This is a genomic window from Shimia sp. R11_0 (assembly GCF_017744035.1).
Lineage (GTDB): Bacteria > Pseudomonadota > Alphaproteobacteria > Rhodobacterales > Rhodobacteraceae > Shimia > Shimia marina.
Genome location: NZ_JAGHQY010000006.1, coordinates 38,369 through 55,090 on the forward strand (window position 1 = coordinate 38,369; position 16,722 = coordinate 55,090).

The window sequence follows — 16,722 nt, forward strand, 5'->3', positions numbered from 1 at the left end:
GACTGAGGCTCTTAGGGTTCAGAGGCTCAGTCGTCCAGACCAAGCTTGACCAGAAGCCCGGCCATCACCTTGCGTTCCTCGTCATCCATGGCCGTCTTGCGGCTTCTGAACAATGTGGCCTGCGATTTCAGAACCAAAGCGTCATCCAGAATTTTCAGATGGTTGGCCCGCAGCGTATCCCCCGTTGAGGTGATGTCGGCCACGCCCTCCGCCGTCATATTCTTAATCGTGCCTTCGGTGGCGCCTTGGCTGTCCACAAGCTGATAATCCGCCACACCATTGTCGCGCAGGAACTCCCGCACCAACCGATGGTATTTCGTGGCAATCCGCATGCGGAACCCATGTGTGGCCCGAAAGGCCGCCGCCGCTGCATCCAGATCTTCCAGCGTGTTCACATCCACCCAGCAACCCGGCACAGCAATGATCAGATCCGCATGGCCAAAGCCAAGCTCCGCCATCTCCTGCACCTGCTGCTCCCATTGGCCCAGCTTTTCGCGCACCAGATCGGTGCCCGTCACGCCAAGGTGGATCCGTCCAGCCGCCAGCTCACGGGGGATTTCTCCTGCGGAGAGCAACACCAGTTCAACACCCTCCACGCCCTCAACCGCTCCGGCATATTCCCGGTCCGACCCCGTCCGGCTCAATTGCACGCCGCGCGCACCAAACCAGTCAAAGGTTTTCTCCATCAGACGCCCTTTGGAGGGCACACCCAATTTGATGGTCATGCCGCCTCCTCCAGATCCACCAGAATGCCGGGGCGGATCACGCCGCCCACCGCTGGAATTTCACGTCCCTGTCCCAACACTTGGGTAAGCGCATCATAGCGTCCGCCCGTGGCCACTGGCGGCAGATCGGCCCGACCGGGCACATAGAAGCCAAAGACAAACCCGTCGTAATATTCCATCGAGGTGCGGCCATAGCTGGCTTCAAACTCAAGGTTCTCCACATCCACGCCCCGCGCCGCAAGCGCATCAATCCGGTCGCGCAACCGAAACGCCGCTTCTGTGATCGCCGGCAGATCCACCGCCAGATCCCGCACCTGCTCCAACGCATTGGGCAGGGTTTCACGAATGTTCAGAAGCGCCTCAATCAGCTCCACCTGCAAAGGCGAAATCGGTGCAGCCTCTGCATCTTCGCGCAGAGCTGCAACCCGCGCAGCCACCTCAGCTTGAGAGCGCAGACCAATATCAGGAAAACCATGCGCCATCGGATCTTCTTGCGCCAGCAAAGCCGCGCGCCGCGCAGGCATCTCGCTGCGCCCTGCAAACCGATCCAGCAACGCCTTGAATTTACGAGGTCGCCAAATGTGACGTGCCAGCGCCGCTTTGCGCGCCTCAGTGGTATCCAGCCCCGCCACTGCGGCTGCCAGAATGCCCATATCCCCGGTGGCCGCACGCAGCTCGACACCCTTGAGAGCACGTTCAATCACCGCAAACACCTCGGCATCGCTCGCCGCTGGATTCTCTCGGTCAAACACCTCATAACCGACCTGCATATATTCATTGGCCCGCGCAGGATCATCTTCCTGCCGCCGGAACACCTCGCCCGCATAGGTATAGCGCGCCGGTTCCGCCCCATGCGCCATATGCATCTGCACCACAGGGACGGTGAAGTCAGGGCGCAGCATCTGCTCACCGCGCAGCGCATCAGAGGTCACATAGGCGCGGCCCCGAATGTCTTCGCCGTAAAGGTCAAGCAAAGCCTCTGCGGGCAAAAGCACAGGTGTCTCCACCGGCACTGCTCCCGCCGCTTCAAAGCCTGCGGCCAGCGCCGCCGCCCGCGCGCGGATTTTGGATTTCTGTGCCATCAGCCTACCTGCTCTTCGCTCTGGGATGCGAGGATCTCGCGCACTTTCGCCACCAGATCGCCCCGTGGCACTTCAAACTGGCTCGGGCGCTCTTTCCACTCTTCCAATGTGGCGCTTTCAGCGATTTTGGCGCCCAAAATCAGGTCTTTGAGCTGCACCACACCATTGGCTTTCTCATCGCCACCTTCGATCACCGCGACGGGGCTGTTGCGCTTATCCGCGTATTTCAGCTGGTTGCCGAAGTTCTTCGGATTGCCAAGGTAAACCTCGGCGCGAATGCCCGCATTGCGCAGCTCCGCCACCATGGCCTGATAATCCGACATCCGGTCGCGATCCATCACAGTCACCACCACCGGCCCCGTGGCCACGCCACCCATCCGGCCCTTCTCACGCAGCGCGGCAAGCAGGCGATCCACCCCGATAGAAACCCCAACCGCAGGCACTTCCTGCCCGGTGAACCGCTTTACCAAACCATCATAACGCCCGCCGCCAGAGACAGAGCCAAACTGCCGTTTGCGGCCTTTCTCATCGAGAATTTCAAAGGTCAGTTCCGCCTCAAACACCGGCCCGGTGTAATAGCCCAAACCGCGCACAATGGAGGGGTCGATCTCAATCCGGTCACTGCCATAGCCACCAGCGGCCAAAAGCTCACCAATCTGTTCCAGCTCGGCAATGCCCTCAGCCCCCACTTTGGAGGTGCCAACCGCCCCGCGCAGGTTGTCAAAGGTCTTGGCGACATCATCCGCTTTGGAGGTCAGGAAGGCAATCACCGGCTCGATCTGGTCGTCAGACAGGCCCACACCGTCGATATAGGCGCCAGAGGCGTCCAGACGGCCTTTGCCGAGCAACTCGCGCACGCCGCTTTCGCCCACCTTGTCGAATTTGTCGATGGTGCGCAGCACGTTGTCACGAGCAACCGGGTCTTCACCAAGCCCCATCACTTCCAGCACACCGTTCATGACCTTGCGGTTGTTCACCCGCACAAGGAAATCCCCGCGCGGAATGCCCACGGTCTCCAGCGTGTCAGACAGCATCGCGCAGATTTCCGCATCTGCCGCCATGCTCGCCGTGCCCACAGTGTCCGCATCACATTGATAAAACTGACGATAGCGCCCCGGCCCCGGCTTTTCATTGCGCCACACAGGCCCCATCGCATAGCGGCGATAAGGGTTGGGCAGATCATTGCGGTGCTGTGCATAGACCCGCGCCAGCGGCGCGGTCAGATCATAGCGCAACGCCATCCAGTCACCCTGATCTTTCTCGTCAAATTCCTGCCAGGCGAACACACCTTCGTTGGGGCGGTCCACATCCGGCAGAAACTTCCCAAGCGCCTCCACGGTTTCCACTGCGCTGCTTTCCAGCGCCTCAAACCCATAGCGATGATAGACCCCGGCGATCTGATGCAGCATCTCGGTGCGCTCGGTCACCTCCACACCAAAATAGTCGCGGAAGCCCTTTGGCGTGACTGCCTTGGGGCGGGGGGCTTTCTTCTGCTTGGCCATCGCTATGGTCCCTGTGAAATAATTACGCCTGTGCCTTTACCGAAAGGGGTGCAAAGGAGCAAGGAAAGGCTTTGTAACAGCCAGACGCCGTAGGGTGCGCAGTGCCTGCGCACCGCCCCAAACGCCGGCAACCGCCCGCAAACAAAAACCCCCGGCCAAAGACCGGGGGCAATAGGTTTCTTTCAGAGAGCCGCTTACTGAAGCGCTTCGGGTTCCGCTGCCTCCGCGCCGCCTTCCGCGGGCCCCTCCACCGCAGGTTGGCTGGCTTTGGGCGCAACCAAACCATTGGTCACCCCGGCAAGGCCGTCTTCCAAACTGATGCCCAGCTCCTTGCCCAGCGCTTGCATGGCCGGCATCTGCAACGCCATGCCCAACACGGAGTCGAGCGCCTGATTGACGGGCGTGCCCGCCTCACCGGTGCCACCGCCCTGCGCGCCATTCATGCCTGTGACCTGATGAATCTTAATGCTGTCGATCTTCTCGGCAGGTTTCACCATCTGCTCCACAATCTGTGGCATCGCTTCCAGCATCGCCAGACGCAGCTTCATCTCAATGATGTCGCGGCTCAGTTCGTTTTCTGAGTTGGCAATCGCGGTCTGACCTTCGGCTGTTGCCAGCAGATCCGCCTTCTTCGCCGCTGCCCGGATGGTCAGCGCATCCGCATCCGCCTGCGCTTCTTCCATACGTGCTGCGGCCCGGTCGCTTGCCGCGTCTTTCTCAGCTTCTGCCGCCAGACGGATCGCGGTGGCCTGACGCTCCGCCTCTTTCTTGGCTTCGATGATGGCAATCTGCTTCTGACGCTCTGCCTCGGCCACCGCACGGGCCGTTTCAATGGCCTCGCTGGCTTTCTTGGCTTCTGCCCGCGCCGCATCCGCCGATGCACGCGCCTGGCTCTCTTCCTCAGATTTGCGCGCCACGATGATCTGACGCTCCTGATCGGCCACTTCAAGCTCACGCTCTTTGGCGATCTCGCTTTCGCGGATGGTCCGCTCCCGCTCAATCTCCGCCGCACGCACCGCGCGCTCACGCTCAATCCGCGCTTCTTCTTTGGAGCGATCCGCCTCTTCCTGTTTGCGCGCAATCTCTGCTTCCTGCGCCGCCTGCATCATCTGAATTTCCCGCTCCTGATTGATCGAGGCTTCTTTCTGCTCCCGCTCAATCTCATATTTGCGCTTCTCCGCCTCCATCTCAGAGCGCGCCACAGAGACATCCGCCTCTGCCACGATCTCCGCACGGGTCTTGCGCGAGGTGGCAATCACCGCCGCCAGCTTCTGCATCCCCACCGCATTAAAGGCATTGTTCTCATCCAGACTTTCAAACGGCGTCTGATCCAGCGCGGTCAAAGACACAGCTTCCAGCTCCAGACCGTTTTTGAGCAGATCCTCAGAAATGGCGTTTTGCACTTCCTGCACAAAACTTGCGCGGTTTTCATGCAGCTCATCCATGGTCATCTGCGCCGCGACCGCCCGCAGACCATCAACCAGCTTCCCTTCGATCATCTCACGCAGCTGCTCCACATTGAACGTACGATCCCCAAGCGTCTGCGCCGCGCGCGAAATCCCATCTTCGGTGGCATTCACCGACACATAGAATTCGACGCCAACATCCACACGCATGCGGTCTTTGGTGATCAGGGACTGATCATTCACACGGCTCACTTCCAGCCGCAGGGTCTTCATATTAACCTCGGAAATCTCATGCAGGAATGGCACAACCACCGTGCCCCCATCCATCACAACCTTGCGCCCACCGGATCCGGTTTTCACAAGCGAGGTCTCGCGTGTGGCGCGCTTATAAAGCCGCGCCATGATCAGGCCAATAAACAGCAGCAGACAGACAATAATCACAGCAATGGTCAAAATGGGCATAATCGCTGAAGGCATATTTCAACTCCTAAAAGTGTTTGTTTTTTGATTGGCACGGCGCTCAGATCACAAAGAACTTGTCGCCGCGCTTACGAATGATGGTGACGTCACTGCCTTGGGCAAAGCTTGCGTCCTCCTCCAGAGGCTCCACGCGCAGGTAATGCGTGTTGCCATGGCGATCTTTGATCTTGGCCTCCGCCGGGCGCCCCCGCGCTGCCACCCCTTGGGTGATCACACCGCTATAGCCCCCCAGATGTCGCGCCCGCAGCGCCGTGGTTTCCGTCTTGGGCATCAACAAAGCCACCCAGTTAGAGAGAACACGCGTGCCTGCCAACGCAGGAAGCAGCGCCAAGGCCGAGGCCGCAAGCGGAGACACACCCTTGCCAAACAGCGCTGCAAGTGTGCCCTGCAAGATCAATCCGCTCAGGCCAAACAGGGTCAGCAGAGAGACAAACCAGATCAGAAATGGCACGCCACGCATGCCCAGCCACCCAAGCATAGCCGAAGGCCCAACCTCTGCGGCATCCCCCGCTTCAAGATCGGCCGCCATATCTACATCCGGCGCATCCAGATCAATATCGACCCCGGTGGTCAGATCAAAATCTGCATCCACATCGAAGTCCATATCCGCCCCCTCTGCGCCCGCCCCCATAAAGGACAAACCGATCAAAGAGCTGATCAACTCCAAAGCAAACAGAGCTGCAACAACCGTCAACGCCACCGAGAAGGGCAAAGATCCGGGATCCAAAAACACGCTAAACATGTTTATCTCTCACTAAGATTCCCTCATTTCTTTATTTTTGTTAATTTATATATGTGCATATATCACAGGATTTTCAATGTTAAGATGTGATATTTTTATGAAACCCATATTGAAAATTTGGCTTTCCAGTCCCATCATGGGGCAACCATGATCATGAGGTCCTACGCATGGGCGATTTCATACGCCGCCGCAAACTGTCTCGCCTATTGGATCAGGCCGCCGCGCAGACGGAAGACTGGCCTATGCCGGAAGGCGGCTGGATTGCTACGATGCGCCACGCGCTTGGCATGTCCGCAGATCAGGTGGCCCAACGCAAAGGCGTGAGCCGCAACGCGGTCTATCAGGCGGAACGCAACGAAGTGGACGGCGCGGTCTCACTTAAGCAGATGCAGCGCCTTGCAGAGGCCATGGGCGGCCGCTTTGTCTATGCCATTGTCCCCAAGGAACCGGTGGAACGCCTGAAGTATCATCAGGCCTGCGCCACGGCACAGATGCTGGCCTTGCAGGAGCCCGATTTTGCCACATGGCCTGCCGATGAACAGCAAGACTGGGTGGATGACAAAACCGCAGAGCTTTTGCACGACATGCCCTCCGACTTCTGGAAACACCGCCCCCAAGACCCAAACCAAGCCCCAGCCTCGGCAAAACCAACCAAGGAGTGAGCGGCGCGGAGCGCTTGACCTCACGCCCCCTTCACGCCTATGCCGCCTTATGGAACAGCTTGAAGAACAGATTGCCCATTTGACCCGCACCGTGGAAGAGCTCAGCGATGTGGTGGCCCGTCAGGACAGTGAAATCGCCCTACTGACCCGCCGCGTACAAATGCTCATGGAGCGCGAAGCCAGCCGTGAAAGCGACGGTGGGGGCGGTGTGGTTTTGGGCGATGAGCGCCCACCGCACTACTGAGAGAGGCCGCGCCTTTCGGTGGCTCAGCTGCGCTGAGCCTGAAGGGGCGCTGCCCCTGCCACATCTGTGATGTGGCCAGCGCGGGATATTTTTGGCCAAATGAAGCCTCTGCGGTTTCCTCGCCCTGCGCGCTAAGATAGCTTGGCGCAATGACCACAGATCCTCGATTCATTCACCTGCGCGTGCACACTGAATACTCCCTGCTGGAAGGGGCCGTGCGCGCTAAGAAGCTGCCCGGTCTTTGCACCGATATGGGCATGCCAGCGGTGGCCATCACTGACACCAACAGTCTTTTTGCGGCACTGGAATTCTCGGTGACCGCCCAAGGCGCGGGCATTCAGCCCATCGTGGGCTGTCAGGTGGATCTGCATATGCCCCATGACGACCCGAGCGGGCGCACACAAGCGCCAAAACCGGCGCCCATCGTGCTGCTGAGTCAGACTGAGCAGGGCTATGAAAACCTCATGAAGCTCTCCTCCTGTCTCTATGTGGACAAAGGAGGCCAGCTGCCGCAAGTCACGCTTGAGGAGCTGGCGGAGCGCTCAGAGGGGTTGATCTGTCTCACTGGTGGGCCGGATGGCCCCATGGGACGGATGATGCGCGACGGGCAACGCGCCGCAGCAGAAACCATGATGGCGCGCTTCAAGGAGATCTTTGCCGACCGGCTGTATGTGGAGTTGCAACGCCACCCCGGTGAGGATGGCAAACCCGAAGCTGAGCGGCTGACAGAGCGGGGCTTTGTGGAGATGGCCTATGCCATGGGGATCCCACTGGTGGCCACCAATGATGTCTACTTCCCCACCACCAATATGTATGAGGCGCATGATGCGCTGATCTGTATTTCAGAAGGCGCCTATGTGGATCAACAGGACGGCCGCCGCCGCCTGACTCCACAGCATTATTTCAAGTCTCAGGAAGAGATGATCACGCTTTTTGCCGATCTCCCTGAGGCGATTGAAAACACGGTGGAAATCGCCAAACGCTGTGCCTTTGCCACTTATCGCCGTGATCCGATTCTGCCGAAATTTGCCGATGACGAGGTGGCAGAGCTTCGCCGCATCGCCAACGAAGGCCTGCAGAAACGGCTGGCGGTGATCCCCCATGCGGTCAGCGTGGAGGAATATCAGGAACGGCTCGACTTTGAGCTGGGTATCATCGAAGGCATGGGCTTTCCCGGCTACTTCCTGATTGTTGCAGATTTTATTCAATGGGGCAAAGACCACAATATTCCGGTGGGGCCCGGGCGGGGCTCTGGTGCGGGATCCCTTGTGGCCTATGCGCTGACCATCACCGACCTTGACCCGCTGCGTTATTCCCTGCTGTTTGAGCGCTTCCTCAACCCGGAACGGGTGTCGATGCCCGACTTTGACATCGACTTCTGCATGGACCGCCGCGAGGAGGTCATCAAATATGTGCAACAAAAATACGGCCGCGACAAAGTGGGGCAAATCATCACCTTTGGTGCGCTCCTGTCCAAAGCCGCTGTGCGCGACATCGGGCGCGTGCTGCAAATGCCCTATGGGCAGGTGGATCGCCTCTCCAAACTGATACCGGTGGAAGGCGTGAAGCCCATGTCCATCGCCGACAGCCTGAAAGAAGAGCCGCGTCTGCGTGAAGAGGCGCAGAAAGAAGAGGTGGTGAACCGGCTTTTGACCTATGGTCAGCAGGTTGAAGGGCTGTTGCGCAACGCCTCAACCCACGCCGCCGGTGTGGTGATTGGCGACCGACCACTGGACGCGCTGGTGCCGCTCTATCAGGATCCGCGTTCTGACATGCCCGCCACCCAGTTCAATATGAAATGGGTCGAACAGGCCGGACTGGTGAAATTCGACTTTCTGGGCCTGAAAACCCTGACCGTCATTCAAAACGCCATTGAGCAGATCCACAGCTCAAACCGCCCGCTGCATGTGGCCGCCGATGGCACCCAGCTTTATGAGCCTGCCGAGGGTGCCGAAAACCAGATCAACGCCATCCCGCTGGATGACAAACCCACCTATGCTCTTTATTCCGCCGCCAAAACCGTGGCCGTGTTTCAGGTAGAATCCACCGGCATGATGGATGCGCTCAAGCGCATGAAACCCACCTGTATCGAGGACATCGTTGCGCTTGTGGCGCTCTACCGCCCTGGCCCGATGGAAAACATTCCGGTCTATTGTGAAGTCAAAAACGGGCTGCGCGAGATTCAATCGGTCCACCCGCTGATCGACCACATCCTTGAGGAAACACAGGGTATCATCGTTTATCAGGAACAGGTGATGCAGATCGCGCAGGTCATGGCCGGCTACTCTCTTGGCGGAGCGGACCTGTTGCGCCGCGCCATGGGTAAAAAGATCAAAGAGGCGATGGACGCCGAGCGGCCCAAGTTCGAAAAAGGCGCGGCCGAAAACGGGGTTCCCGCCAAGAAAGCCTCTGAGGTTTTCGACCTTCTGGAAAAATTCGCCAACTACGGCTTTAACAAATCCCACGCCGCCGCCTATGCGGTGGTGAGCTATCAGACTGCCTGGCTGAAGGCCAACCACCCGGTGGAATTTATGGCCGGGGTGATGAACTGCGATATCCACCTCACAGACAAACTTGCCATCTATTTTGAAGAAGTCAAAAAGGCGCTGAAACTGCCCTATGTGCCGCCCTGCGTGAACCGCTCTGATGCGACATTCAAGGTGGTCGATGGTGCGCTGGTCTATGCGCTTGGGGCACTGAAGAACGTCGGTTTGGAAGCCATGAAATTGGTGACCGAGGGGCGCAAGGTTGATGGCATCGACAAGCCTTTTGCCACGCTGTTTGATTTTGCCCGCCGGGTGGATCTCAAGAAAGTGGGCAAGCGCCCTCTGGAAATGCTAGCACGCTCCGGCGCCTTTGATCAGCTCGATGGCAACCGCCGCCGGGTGATGGAAAGCCTCGACGGGCTGGTGAACTACTCCGCCGCCATCCATGAGCAGAAAAGTTCCAATCAGGTCTCGCTCTTCGGGGAAGCGGGCGACGACCTGCCAGAACCCCGGCTCTCCCCTGCCGGCGACTGGCTGCAGGCAGAGCGGCTGGATGAGGAGGCCAAAGCGATTGGCTTCTTCCTGTCAGGCCATCCGCTCGAAGATTATATGGCCCCACTGAAGCGCAAACAGGTGATGACGCTGGACGAGCTCACCGATAAAGCGCGCGGCGGCCCCTGTATTGCTAAACTGGCCGGACGGGTTTCTGGCCGCCAAGAACGCAAATCTGCACGCGGCAACCGATTTGCCTTTGCGCAGCTGTCTGATCCCACAGGGGCCTACGAGGTCACCATCTTCTCTGACACCTTGGAGAAGTGCCGCGAATATCTGGAAGTGGGCTCTAAAGTTGTTGTGACGGTGAAAGCGGAAATGGAGAGCGATCAGCTCAAGCTGCTGGCGCAATCCATGACCCCCGTGGAAACCATTGTGGCAGATGCAGGTAATTCTGGTCTCAAGATCTATCTGGATGACGCCAGCGCCGTGGGACCGGTGGCCAATATTCTGGAAGGCGCCAAGGAGACCATGCAAAATATGCCAAAGGGACCGATCTGGTTCTGCCTCACCAATATGGAGCTGCCCGGTGAAGTGGAAATTGACGCGGGCGCGGGCTTCCCGGTGAACCCTCAAATCAAAAGCGCGCTGAAATCCGTGGAAGGGGTGATGGCCGTCGAGGAGGTCTGAGCGGCGGAGGCTCTCCCGCCCCCAATCCTGAGCGGCCATGGCCGCTTGTTTGGCCTTGGGCCGGGCTCAAGGCTGCGCCTTGAGCCTGACGGGCGCGCAAGCCCCCATGGCCTCCGCTTGGCAACACGGCGCGCGCGCCGCCCCAAGGTTTTTGCACGGCCAGAAAATCCACCTCCACGATACCGACGCACTACAGACGCGATACCGACGGGTCATTTTGTGGTTAACGCCCCCTTCAAAGGCGCAACGCCCCCGGATACTCCTCAACGGTCTGACGCGGCGTCGGGGGGTGACAGCAGCCCCGCTTTACGTTTTGGTCAAGCGCAAATATGAGGAGGCACCCTGGAGGCACCTATGACAACTTACCCGCATATGCTCGCCCCGTTGGATCTGGGCTTTACCACTTTGAAAAACCGCGTCCTGATGGGCTCCATGCACACGGGTCTTGAAGAAACCAAGGACTGGAACCGCGTAGCGGAGTTCTACGCCGAACGCGCCCGTGGCGGCGTGGCGCTGATCGTGACAGGCGGCATGGCCCCCTCGATAGAAGGCGGCGTTTTCCCCGGTGCTGCGGGCCTGTTTACAGAGCAGGACATCGCCAATCACAAAGTCGTCACAGGCCGCGTGCATGAAGCTGGCGGCAAGATCGCAATGCAGATCCTGCACGCGGGCCGCTATGCCTACGGACCCAACTGCGTATCCGCCTCTGCCATCAAATCCCCGATCTCTCCCTTCCCACCCAAGGAGCTGGATGAAGAGGGTATTGAGAAGCAAATTCAAGACTTTGTCACCGCAACAGTGCGCGCCCGAGAAGCCGGATATGACGGTGTGGAGATCATGGGCAGCGAGGGCTACTTCCTCAATCAGTTCATTGTCAGCCATGTGAATAAGCGCACCGACCGCTGGGGCGGCTCTTATGAAAACCGCATCCGCCTGCCCATCGAAGTGGTGCGCCGTTGTCGTGAGGCTGTGGGCGAAGATTTCATCATCATCTACCGCCTGTCGATGATTGATCTGGTGCCCAATGGCTCCACCCATGAAGAAGTGGTGCAGCTGGCGCAAGAGATTGAAAAAGCAGGTGCCACCATCATCAACACCGGCATCGGCTGGCACGAAGCACGCATTCCAACCATCGCCACCTCCGTGCCCCGCCGCGCCTTTGCCTGGGTCACCAAAAAGCTGATGGGCAAGGTCGGCATCCCTGTGATCACGTCCAACCGCATCAACACGCCCGAGGTGGCCGAGGAAGTGCTGGCCGAAGGCTGCGCCGACATGATTTCCATGGCCCGTCCTTTCCTTGCAGATGCGGATTTCGTGAACAAAGCCGCCGACGGCAAAGCCGCCCATATCGCTCCCTGTATCGGTTGCAATCAGGCCTGCCTGGATCACACGTTTGGTGGAAAACTCACATCTTGTCTCGTGAATCCAAGAGCTTGCCATGAGACTGAGCTGCCCATTCTCGCGACCTCTGATATAAAGTCGATTGCCATCGTCGGCGCAGGCCCAGCTGGCCTTGCAACCGCAATGACCGCAGCGCAGCGCGGCCACAAGGTCACATTGATCGACCGGTCAGACAAGTTGGGCGGCCAACTGAATGTGGCCAAGCAGATCCCCGGCAAGGAAGAGTTCTGGGGGCTTGTGGACTGGTATGAAGCCATGATTGCCGAGCTCGAAATTGACGTCAAACTCGACACGGAAGCAACCGCAGACCTACTAGCAGGCTACGATGAAGTGGTGATCGCGACCGGTATCGTCCCACGTGATCCAGGCATTCCAGGGCAGGATCGCCCCGAAGTCCTGTCCTATCTGGATGTGCTACGCGATAAAAAGCCAGTTGGTAAACGGGTTGCCGTAATCGGTGCAGGCGGCATCGGCTTTGATGTTTCCGAGTTTCTTGTGCACGAAGGTGAGAGCCTCACAGAGAACCTGCCCGAATGGATGGTAGAATGGGGTGTCTCTGACCCTGCAGAGCACCGCGGCGGTCTTGCCCCAGAAGGCCCACAACCCCACGCGCCAGCCCGACAAGTCACCCTGATGCAGCGCAAAGCCAAAGCACTTGGAAAAGGCCTCGGAAAAACAACAGGATGGATTCACCGCGCCGCATTGAAAATGAAGAACGTCGAAATGATCGGAGGCGTCAACTACGAGCGCATCGACGATAACGGCCTGCACATTTCCTTTGGCGAAGCGCGAGAAAATCCACGCGTGATCGAGGTCGACAATGTGGTGATCTGCGCAGGCCAACTGCCTGATCGCACGCTTGCTGACGCGCTGGAAGCGGAAGGCGTGCCCTGCCATGTGATCGGAGGTGCCGATGTGGCCGCAGAGCTTGATGCGAAGCGTGCCATCAATCAGGGCACACGTCTGGCCGCCACGTTCTGAGCGGTAAAATATGGAATGAGAAAAGGAGCGTCTTGGCGCTCCTTTTTTTGTTGTGTTCACCGAGGCAAAAAAGAGACCCGGACACTTCCATGCCGGGTCAAGGTGCTTTCAAGGAAAGCTAGGGAAAATTCAGGAATCCATCACCAGTTGGTAGGGCCTTTCTCAGCAAAGGCATGTACGAGAAAATCTATAAATGCCCGCACCTTAGGTTGCGTAAACCGTCCAGGAGGATAAACCGCATAGATGCCCTGCGTCTCAACTGGAAGATCAGGAATCGCTTCTTCCACCAGACCCTCTTCCAACGCATCCGCATAAAGAAAACTTGGCAGGTAAGCGATGCCAAGGCCAGCTTGCGCCGCGTTCAAAAGCGACTGCCCATCGTTTACAGAAAGCCATCCCGCAGTGCGCACCTGCCGCTTTTCACCGGAAGGGGCGGTCAGCTTCCACACGGCGCCGTTGGACTGGCTGGAGTAATGTAAGAGCTTGTGATGATTGAGATCATCAATCTTCTCAGGGCGACCGTATTTTTCAAAGTAGGCCGGACTGGCAATCATACGTCGCGTTGTCGCTGTCAGCTTGCGAGCGCGCAATGTACTGTCTTCAAGCTCTCCGATCCGAATGGCCATGTCAAAGCCTTCGGAAATCAGCTCCACATAGCGATTATTCAGCTCCATATTCACTGTGATTTCAGGGAACTCACTGAGAAACTCTCCCAATACGGGTGAGAGGTGATTCACACCAAAATCCGTCGCCACCGAAATACGCAGAAGGCCAGAGGGCGCGGATTGCATGGATGTGACCAGCGCATCGGCTTCGCCGGCATCGTTCAGCACACGCCGCGCCCGATCATAATAAGCCAGCCCAATTTCAGTAGGCGAAACTCGGCGCGTTGTCCGGTTGAGAAGTCGCGCACCAAGACGCGCTTCAAGAGAGGATACATGCTTGGATACCGCCGACTTGGAGATGCCCATCTTCTTAGCGGCATCCGTAAATCCGCCCTGATCCACGACGGTGGCAAAAGCTTCCATTTCGGTCAGGCGATCCATCTTGATGTCCTCTAATGTCTTCCTTGGACACAAGAGATGCCCCCGAAATCGGGCAGGATATGGGCAGAGGCCGGACAATATCGGGGTTTTGCTTAGATCGTTTGCGACGCGGAAACACAGAAACGATCGGTTTCCAAAGGCAAAGGAAGCCCACCATCTCTTAAATCGGGCACGTAACGAAGAGGCCCCGGCTGCGACGCTTTGGAAGTGCAGCGCCCCAAAAGAGTGCGCCGTTAATCTCCCAGCTTTGCGTGCACCTCATCCAAATCGATCTCTCCCACGGGCATTTTGTTCCCCGGGTTCTCAAAATCGTATTTGAAAAGCTGGAAGTCGCGTTTGTAGATTTCATAGACGAGATGCATGGACAGATCGTCGAAGTAGTCCTCTACAGGGTGTGCACGCTTAGGGCCATGCCCCTCCGATTCGTTAAAACGGGGAATCGCATTCAGGTCGACGCAGTGTGGCGTTTGAATACTATCAAGCACTTGCTGCATGCCATCATTGAACTGTTCAGTCCAAAAGATCTTGTTGTAGGTACCACCGTTCACAATAAACGTAGAAATGTGTCCAGACATCGCAGACCAGTGAATGTCGGGATCCATCGGCCGGCGCCAACGGATGGTGTCACGTGCAAACAACAAAAACCGTCTGAAACTCTGAATCTGGTCGAACTCCTGCTTGCCGTCGTCGCCGCCGACCTCAATGCCGTACTTCTGAATCAGCATCGGCACAAGGTTTCCGCGATAGCGCTTCCCATTGCGCTGAATGCCGCAGATTTTATCGAAGAAGGAAGAAAGGATACGCGTGTAGGGGTTTCTCACACATGTGAAAGCATAAGAGCGGTGTTCTCGCACGTTATCGGTAATCGGCTGATGGCTGCCCTCCAGCGCCCACTTGTGCATACCCCCTTGTGCATCATGGATATCCCCATCGAAAAATTCACCATGATCCGAATAGAACATGATTTGCCCAATGGTCGAACAGGCGCATTTCGGAACAACCCGATACACAACGCTTTCGCTTTCAGTCATCCAAGTGCCGGGAAAACCCATAGTCTGCCTCCGTAGTCACCATGGCTCGTTTCTCTGCCACAGTCTTGATGCGTATCGAAAATTTCCGAACAAAGCCTGTTTATTCAATGCCGTTTCCTCTTTAAATGGATAACGTCAAAACGTCAAAGTGGGGATCAAGGACACCAGATGGCAAGAATTGCGTATATTCTTCTGTGCCACAAAGATCCCGAAGCGATCATTATGCAGGCAGAGCGCCTGACAGCGACTGGCGACTATATTTCCATTCACTTTGACGCACGCGCAAAGCCGGAACATTTTCGCATGCTTCGAGAGGCTTTGGATAGCAACCCAAACGTTGCCTTTGCGGAAAAGCGAATCAAATGTGGCTGGGGCGAGTGGTCTCTCGTAGAAGCGACACTGTATGCCGTTGAGACAGCCGTAAAACGCTTCCCGCGCGCGTCACACTTCTACATGCTCTCCGGCGACTGTATGGTGATCAAATCGTCAGAGTACATCCATAACTTTCTGGATGACAACGATGTGGACTTCATCGAAAGCTTCGACTTTTTTGAAAGCGACTGGATCAAAACCGGCATGAAAGCCGAGCGCCTGATCTATCGGCACTGGTTCAACGAGCGCACGCAAAAACGCCGCTTCTACGCGACTTTTAATCTTCAAAAGAAGCTCGGCTTCACCCGTGAAATTCCTGCTGACATCCAAGTGATGATTGGTAGCCAATGGTGGTGCCTGCGTCGCCAAACCATTGAGGCTGTTCTGGACTTCACAAGAACGCGGCGCGATGTGATGAGGTTTTTCCGCACCACATGGATTCCAGACGAGACATTTTTTCAAACCTTGGTGAGACATCTTGTACCCACGCCGGAAATCCGTTCGCGCACTCTGACATTCCTTATGTTTACAGACTATGGAATGCCGCTCACATTCTACAACGATCACTATGACCTGCTATTGAGTCAGGACTTTCTCTTCGCGCGAAAAATCAGCCCGGACGCAATCGAGCTAAAAGAACGCCTCGGTCAGCTTTACGCTGAAAAGGGAGTTTCATTTCAGATCTCCGCAGAGGGGCCAAGCCTTTTCAAATTCCTCACAGGTCGTGGGCGCATCGGCAAACGTTTTGCAAGTCGCTTCTGGGAAGCAGAAAGTACCTTGGGGCGGGACCGTGAATTGATGCTGCTTGTCTGTAAGAAATGGCATGTTGCCAAACGCCTATTGGACAAGATTGGCGAGGTCACTGACATTCCCACCATCGCTTACCTCTTCAATGAAGAAGGCACGGCATTGCCTGATTTGGGCGGCATTCAGTCGACGCTTGGCAAACGTACCCGCCACCGCAGGGCGTTGATGCGTATGTTGTTTGACTATTACAACACGGATCGGCTGGTGATCTGTCTGGACCCGAGCGCGCTGGAGTTTATGCAGGACTTCTTCAGTGATCGATCCATGACTCGCATGTTGGAAATTCAATGCGACTTCACTGACGAATACCTGACCGGACATGCCATTCGCATCGGTCTTGCAGGAGATCAAACGCCCAAGGACACATTGGAGCGCCTGCTGCCTACCATTCGGCGCGATATATTCAATGAAAGTGATCGCATCAGAGACGCTGGATTTGAAAACCTTGGCCGAATGAGCCAAAGCGCTCCAGAAGCTGAGCATGTAGCTTCGATCATGACCTTTTTGAGCATCAATGAAGAAAAAGCCCGTGAAATCGCACAGACCAACTATCTCTTCAGCGATTAAAGCCTT

12 protein-coding genes are annotated in these 16,722 nt (G+C 57.1%); 5 read left to right on the forward strand and 7 right to left on the reverse strand.

The features are described from left to right. Nucleotides 1–26 precede the first annotated feature (26 nt). The 5 genes from hisG to J7382_RS13540 form a co-directional block, all read right to left on the reverse strand. The gene (gene hisG, locus J7382_RS13520; protein ID WP_209069556.1) at nt 27–725 is read right to left on the reverse strand and encodes an ATP phosphoribosyltransferase; all 699 of its coding nucleotides are present in this window, start codon (nt 723–725) and stop codon (nt 27–29) included. Beyond that, the gene (locus J7382_RS13525; protein ID WP_209069558.1) at nt 722–1,807 is read right to left on the reverse strand and encodes an ATP phosphoribosyltransferase regulatory subunit; all 1,086 of its coding nucleotides are present in this window, start codon (nt 1,805–1,807) and stop codon (nt 722–724) included. The genes hisG and J7382_RS13525 overlap by 4 nt, the downstream gene beginning before the upstream one ends. After that, nucleotides 1,807–3,309, reverse strand: a complete 1,503-nt coding sequence (hisS, locus tag J7382_RS13530) for a histidine--tRNA ligase (RefSeq protein WP_209069560.1) — start codon at nt 3,307–3,309, stop codon at nt 1,807–1,809. Before hisS ends, J7382_RS13525 begins: the two co-directional genes overlap by 1 nt. Before the next feature lie 194 nt (nt 3,310–3,503). Then, on the reverse strand, nt 3,504–5,192 hold the full coding sequence (locus J7382_RS13535; RefSeq protein WP_247745011.1) for a flotillin domain-containing protein: 1,689 nt from the start codon (nt 5,190–5,192) through the stop codon (nt 3,504–3,506). A gap of 43 nt (nt 5,193–5,235) precedes the next feature. Further along, nucleotides 5,236–5,937: a YqiJ family protein gene (locus J7382_RS13540; protein ID WP_209069562.1), complete on the reverse strand. Its 702-nt coding sequence runs from the start codon at nt 5,935–5,937 to the stop codon at nt 5,236–5,238. 167 nt (nt 5,938–6,104) lie between these two features. Between J7382_RS13540 and J7382_RS13545 the strand changes: the two genes are divergently transcribed. The 4 genes from J7382_RS13545 (at nt 6,105) to J7382_RS13560 (ending at nt 12,893) form a co-directional block, all read left to right on the forward strand. Continuing rightward, nucleotides 6,105–6,599 carry a helix-turn-helix domain-containing protein gene (locus J7382_RS13545; RefSeq protein WP_209069564.1) on the forward strand — a complete coding sequence of 165 codons (495 nt, stop codon included), beginning with the start codon at nt 6,105–6,107 and terminating at the stop codon, nt 6,597–6,599. A 49-nt stretch (nt 6,600–6,648) separates the two neighbouring features. Then, nucleotides 6,649–6,843, forward strand: coding sequence for a SlyX family protein (locus J7382_RS13550; RefSeq protein ID WP_209069566.1), 195 nt, complete (start codon nt 6,649–6,651; stop codon nt 6,841–6,843). 149 nt (nt 6,844–6,992) lie between these two features. Beyond that, on the forward strand, nt 6,993–10,511 hold the full coding sequence (gene dnaE, locus J7382_RS13555; protein WP_209069568.1) for a DNA polymerase III subunit alpha: 3,519 nt from the start codon (nt 6,993–6,995) through the stop codon (nt 10,509–10,511). 354 nt (nt 10,512–10,865) lie between these two features. After that, a complete protein-coding gene (locus J7382_RS13560) occupies nt 10,866–12,893 on the forward strand; it encodes an NADPH-dependent 2,4-dienoyl-CoA reductase (RefSeq protein ID WP_209069570.1) in 2,028 nt (675 codons plus the stop codon). Nucleotides 12,894–13,033: 140 nt separating this feature from the next. On the opposite strand, the gene J7382_RS13565 is transcribed toward J7382_RS13560, so the two are convergent. Beyond that, nucleotides 13,034–13,939 (reverse strand): LysR family transcriptional regulator, encoded by a 906-nt coding sequence (locus J7382_RS13565; RefSeq protein WP_209069572.1) that lies wholly within the window; start codon nt 13,937–13,939, stop codon nt 13,034–13,036. A 233-nt stretch (nt 13,940–14,172) separates the two neighbouring features. Beyond that, nucleotides 14,173–14,991, reverse strand: a complete 819-nt coding sequence (locus J7382_RS13570) for a sulfotransferase family protein (protein ID WP_209069574.1) — start codon at nt 14,989–14,991, stop codon at nt 14,173–14,175. Nucleotides 14,992–15,138: 147 nt separating this feature from the next. Between J7382_RS13570 and J7382_RS13575 the strand changes: the two genes are divergently transcribed. Then, the gene (locus J7382_RS13575; RefSeq protein ID WP_209069576.1) at nt 15,139–16,716 is read left to right on the forward strand and encodes a DUF5928 domain-containing protein; all 1,578 of its coding nucleotides are present in this window, start codon (nt 15,139–15,141) and stop codon (nt 16,714–16,716) included. Nucleotides 16,717–16,722: the final 6 nt, after the last annotated feature.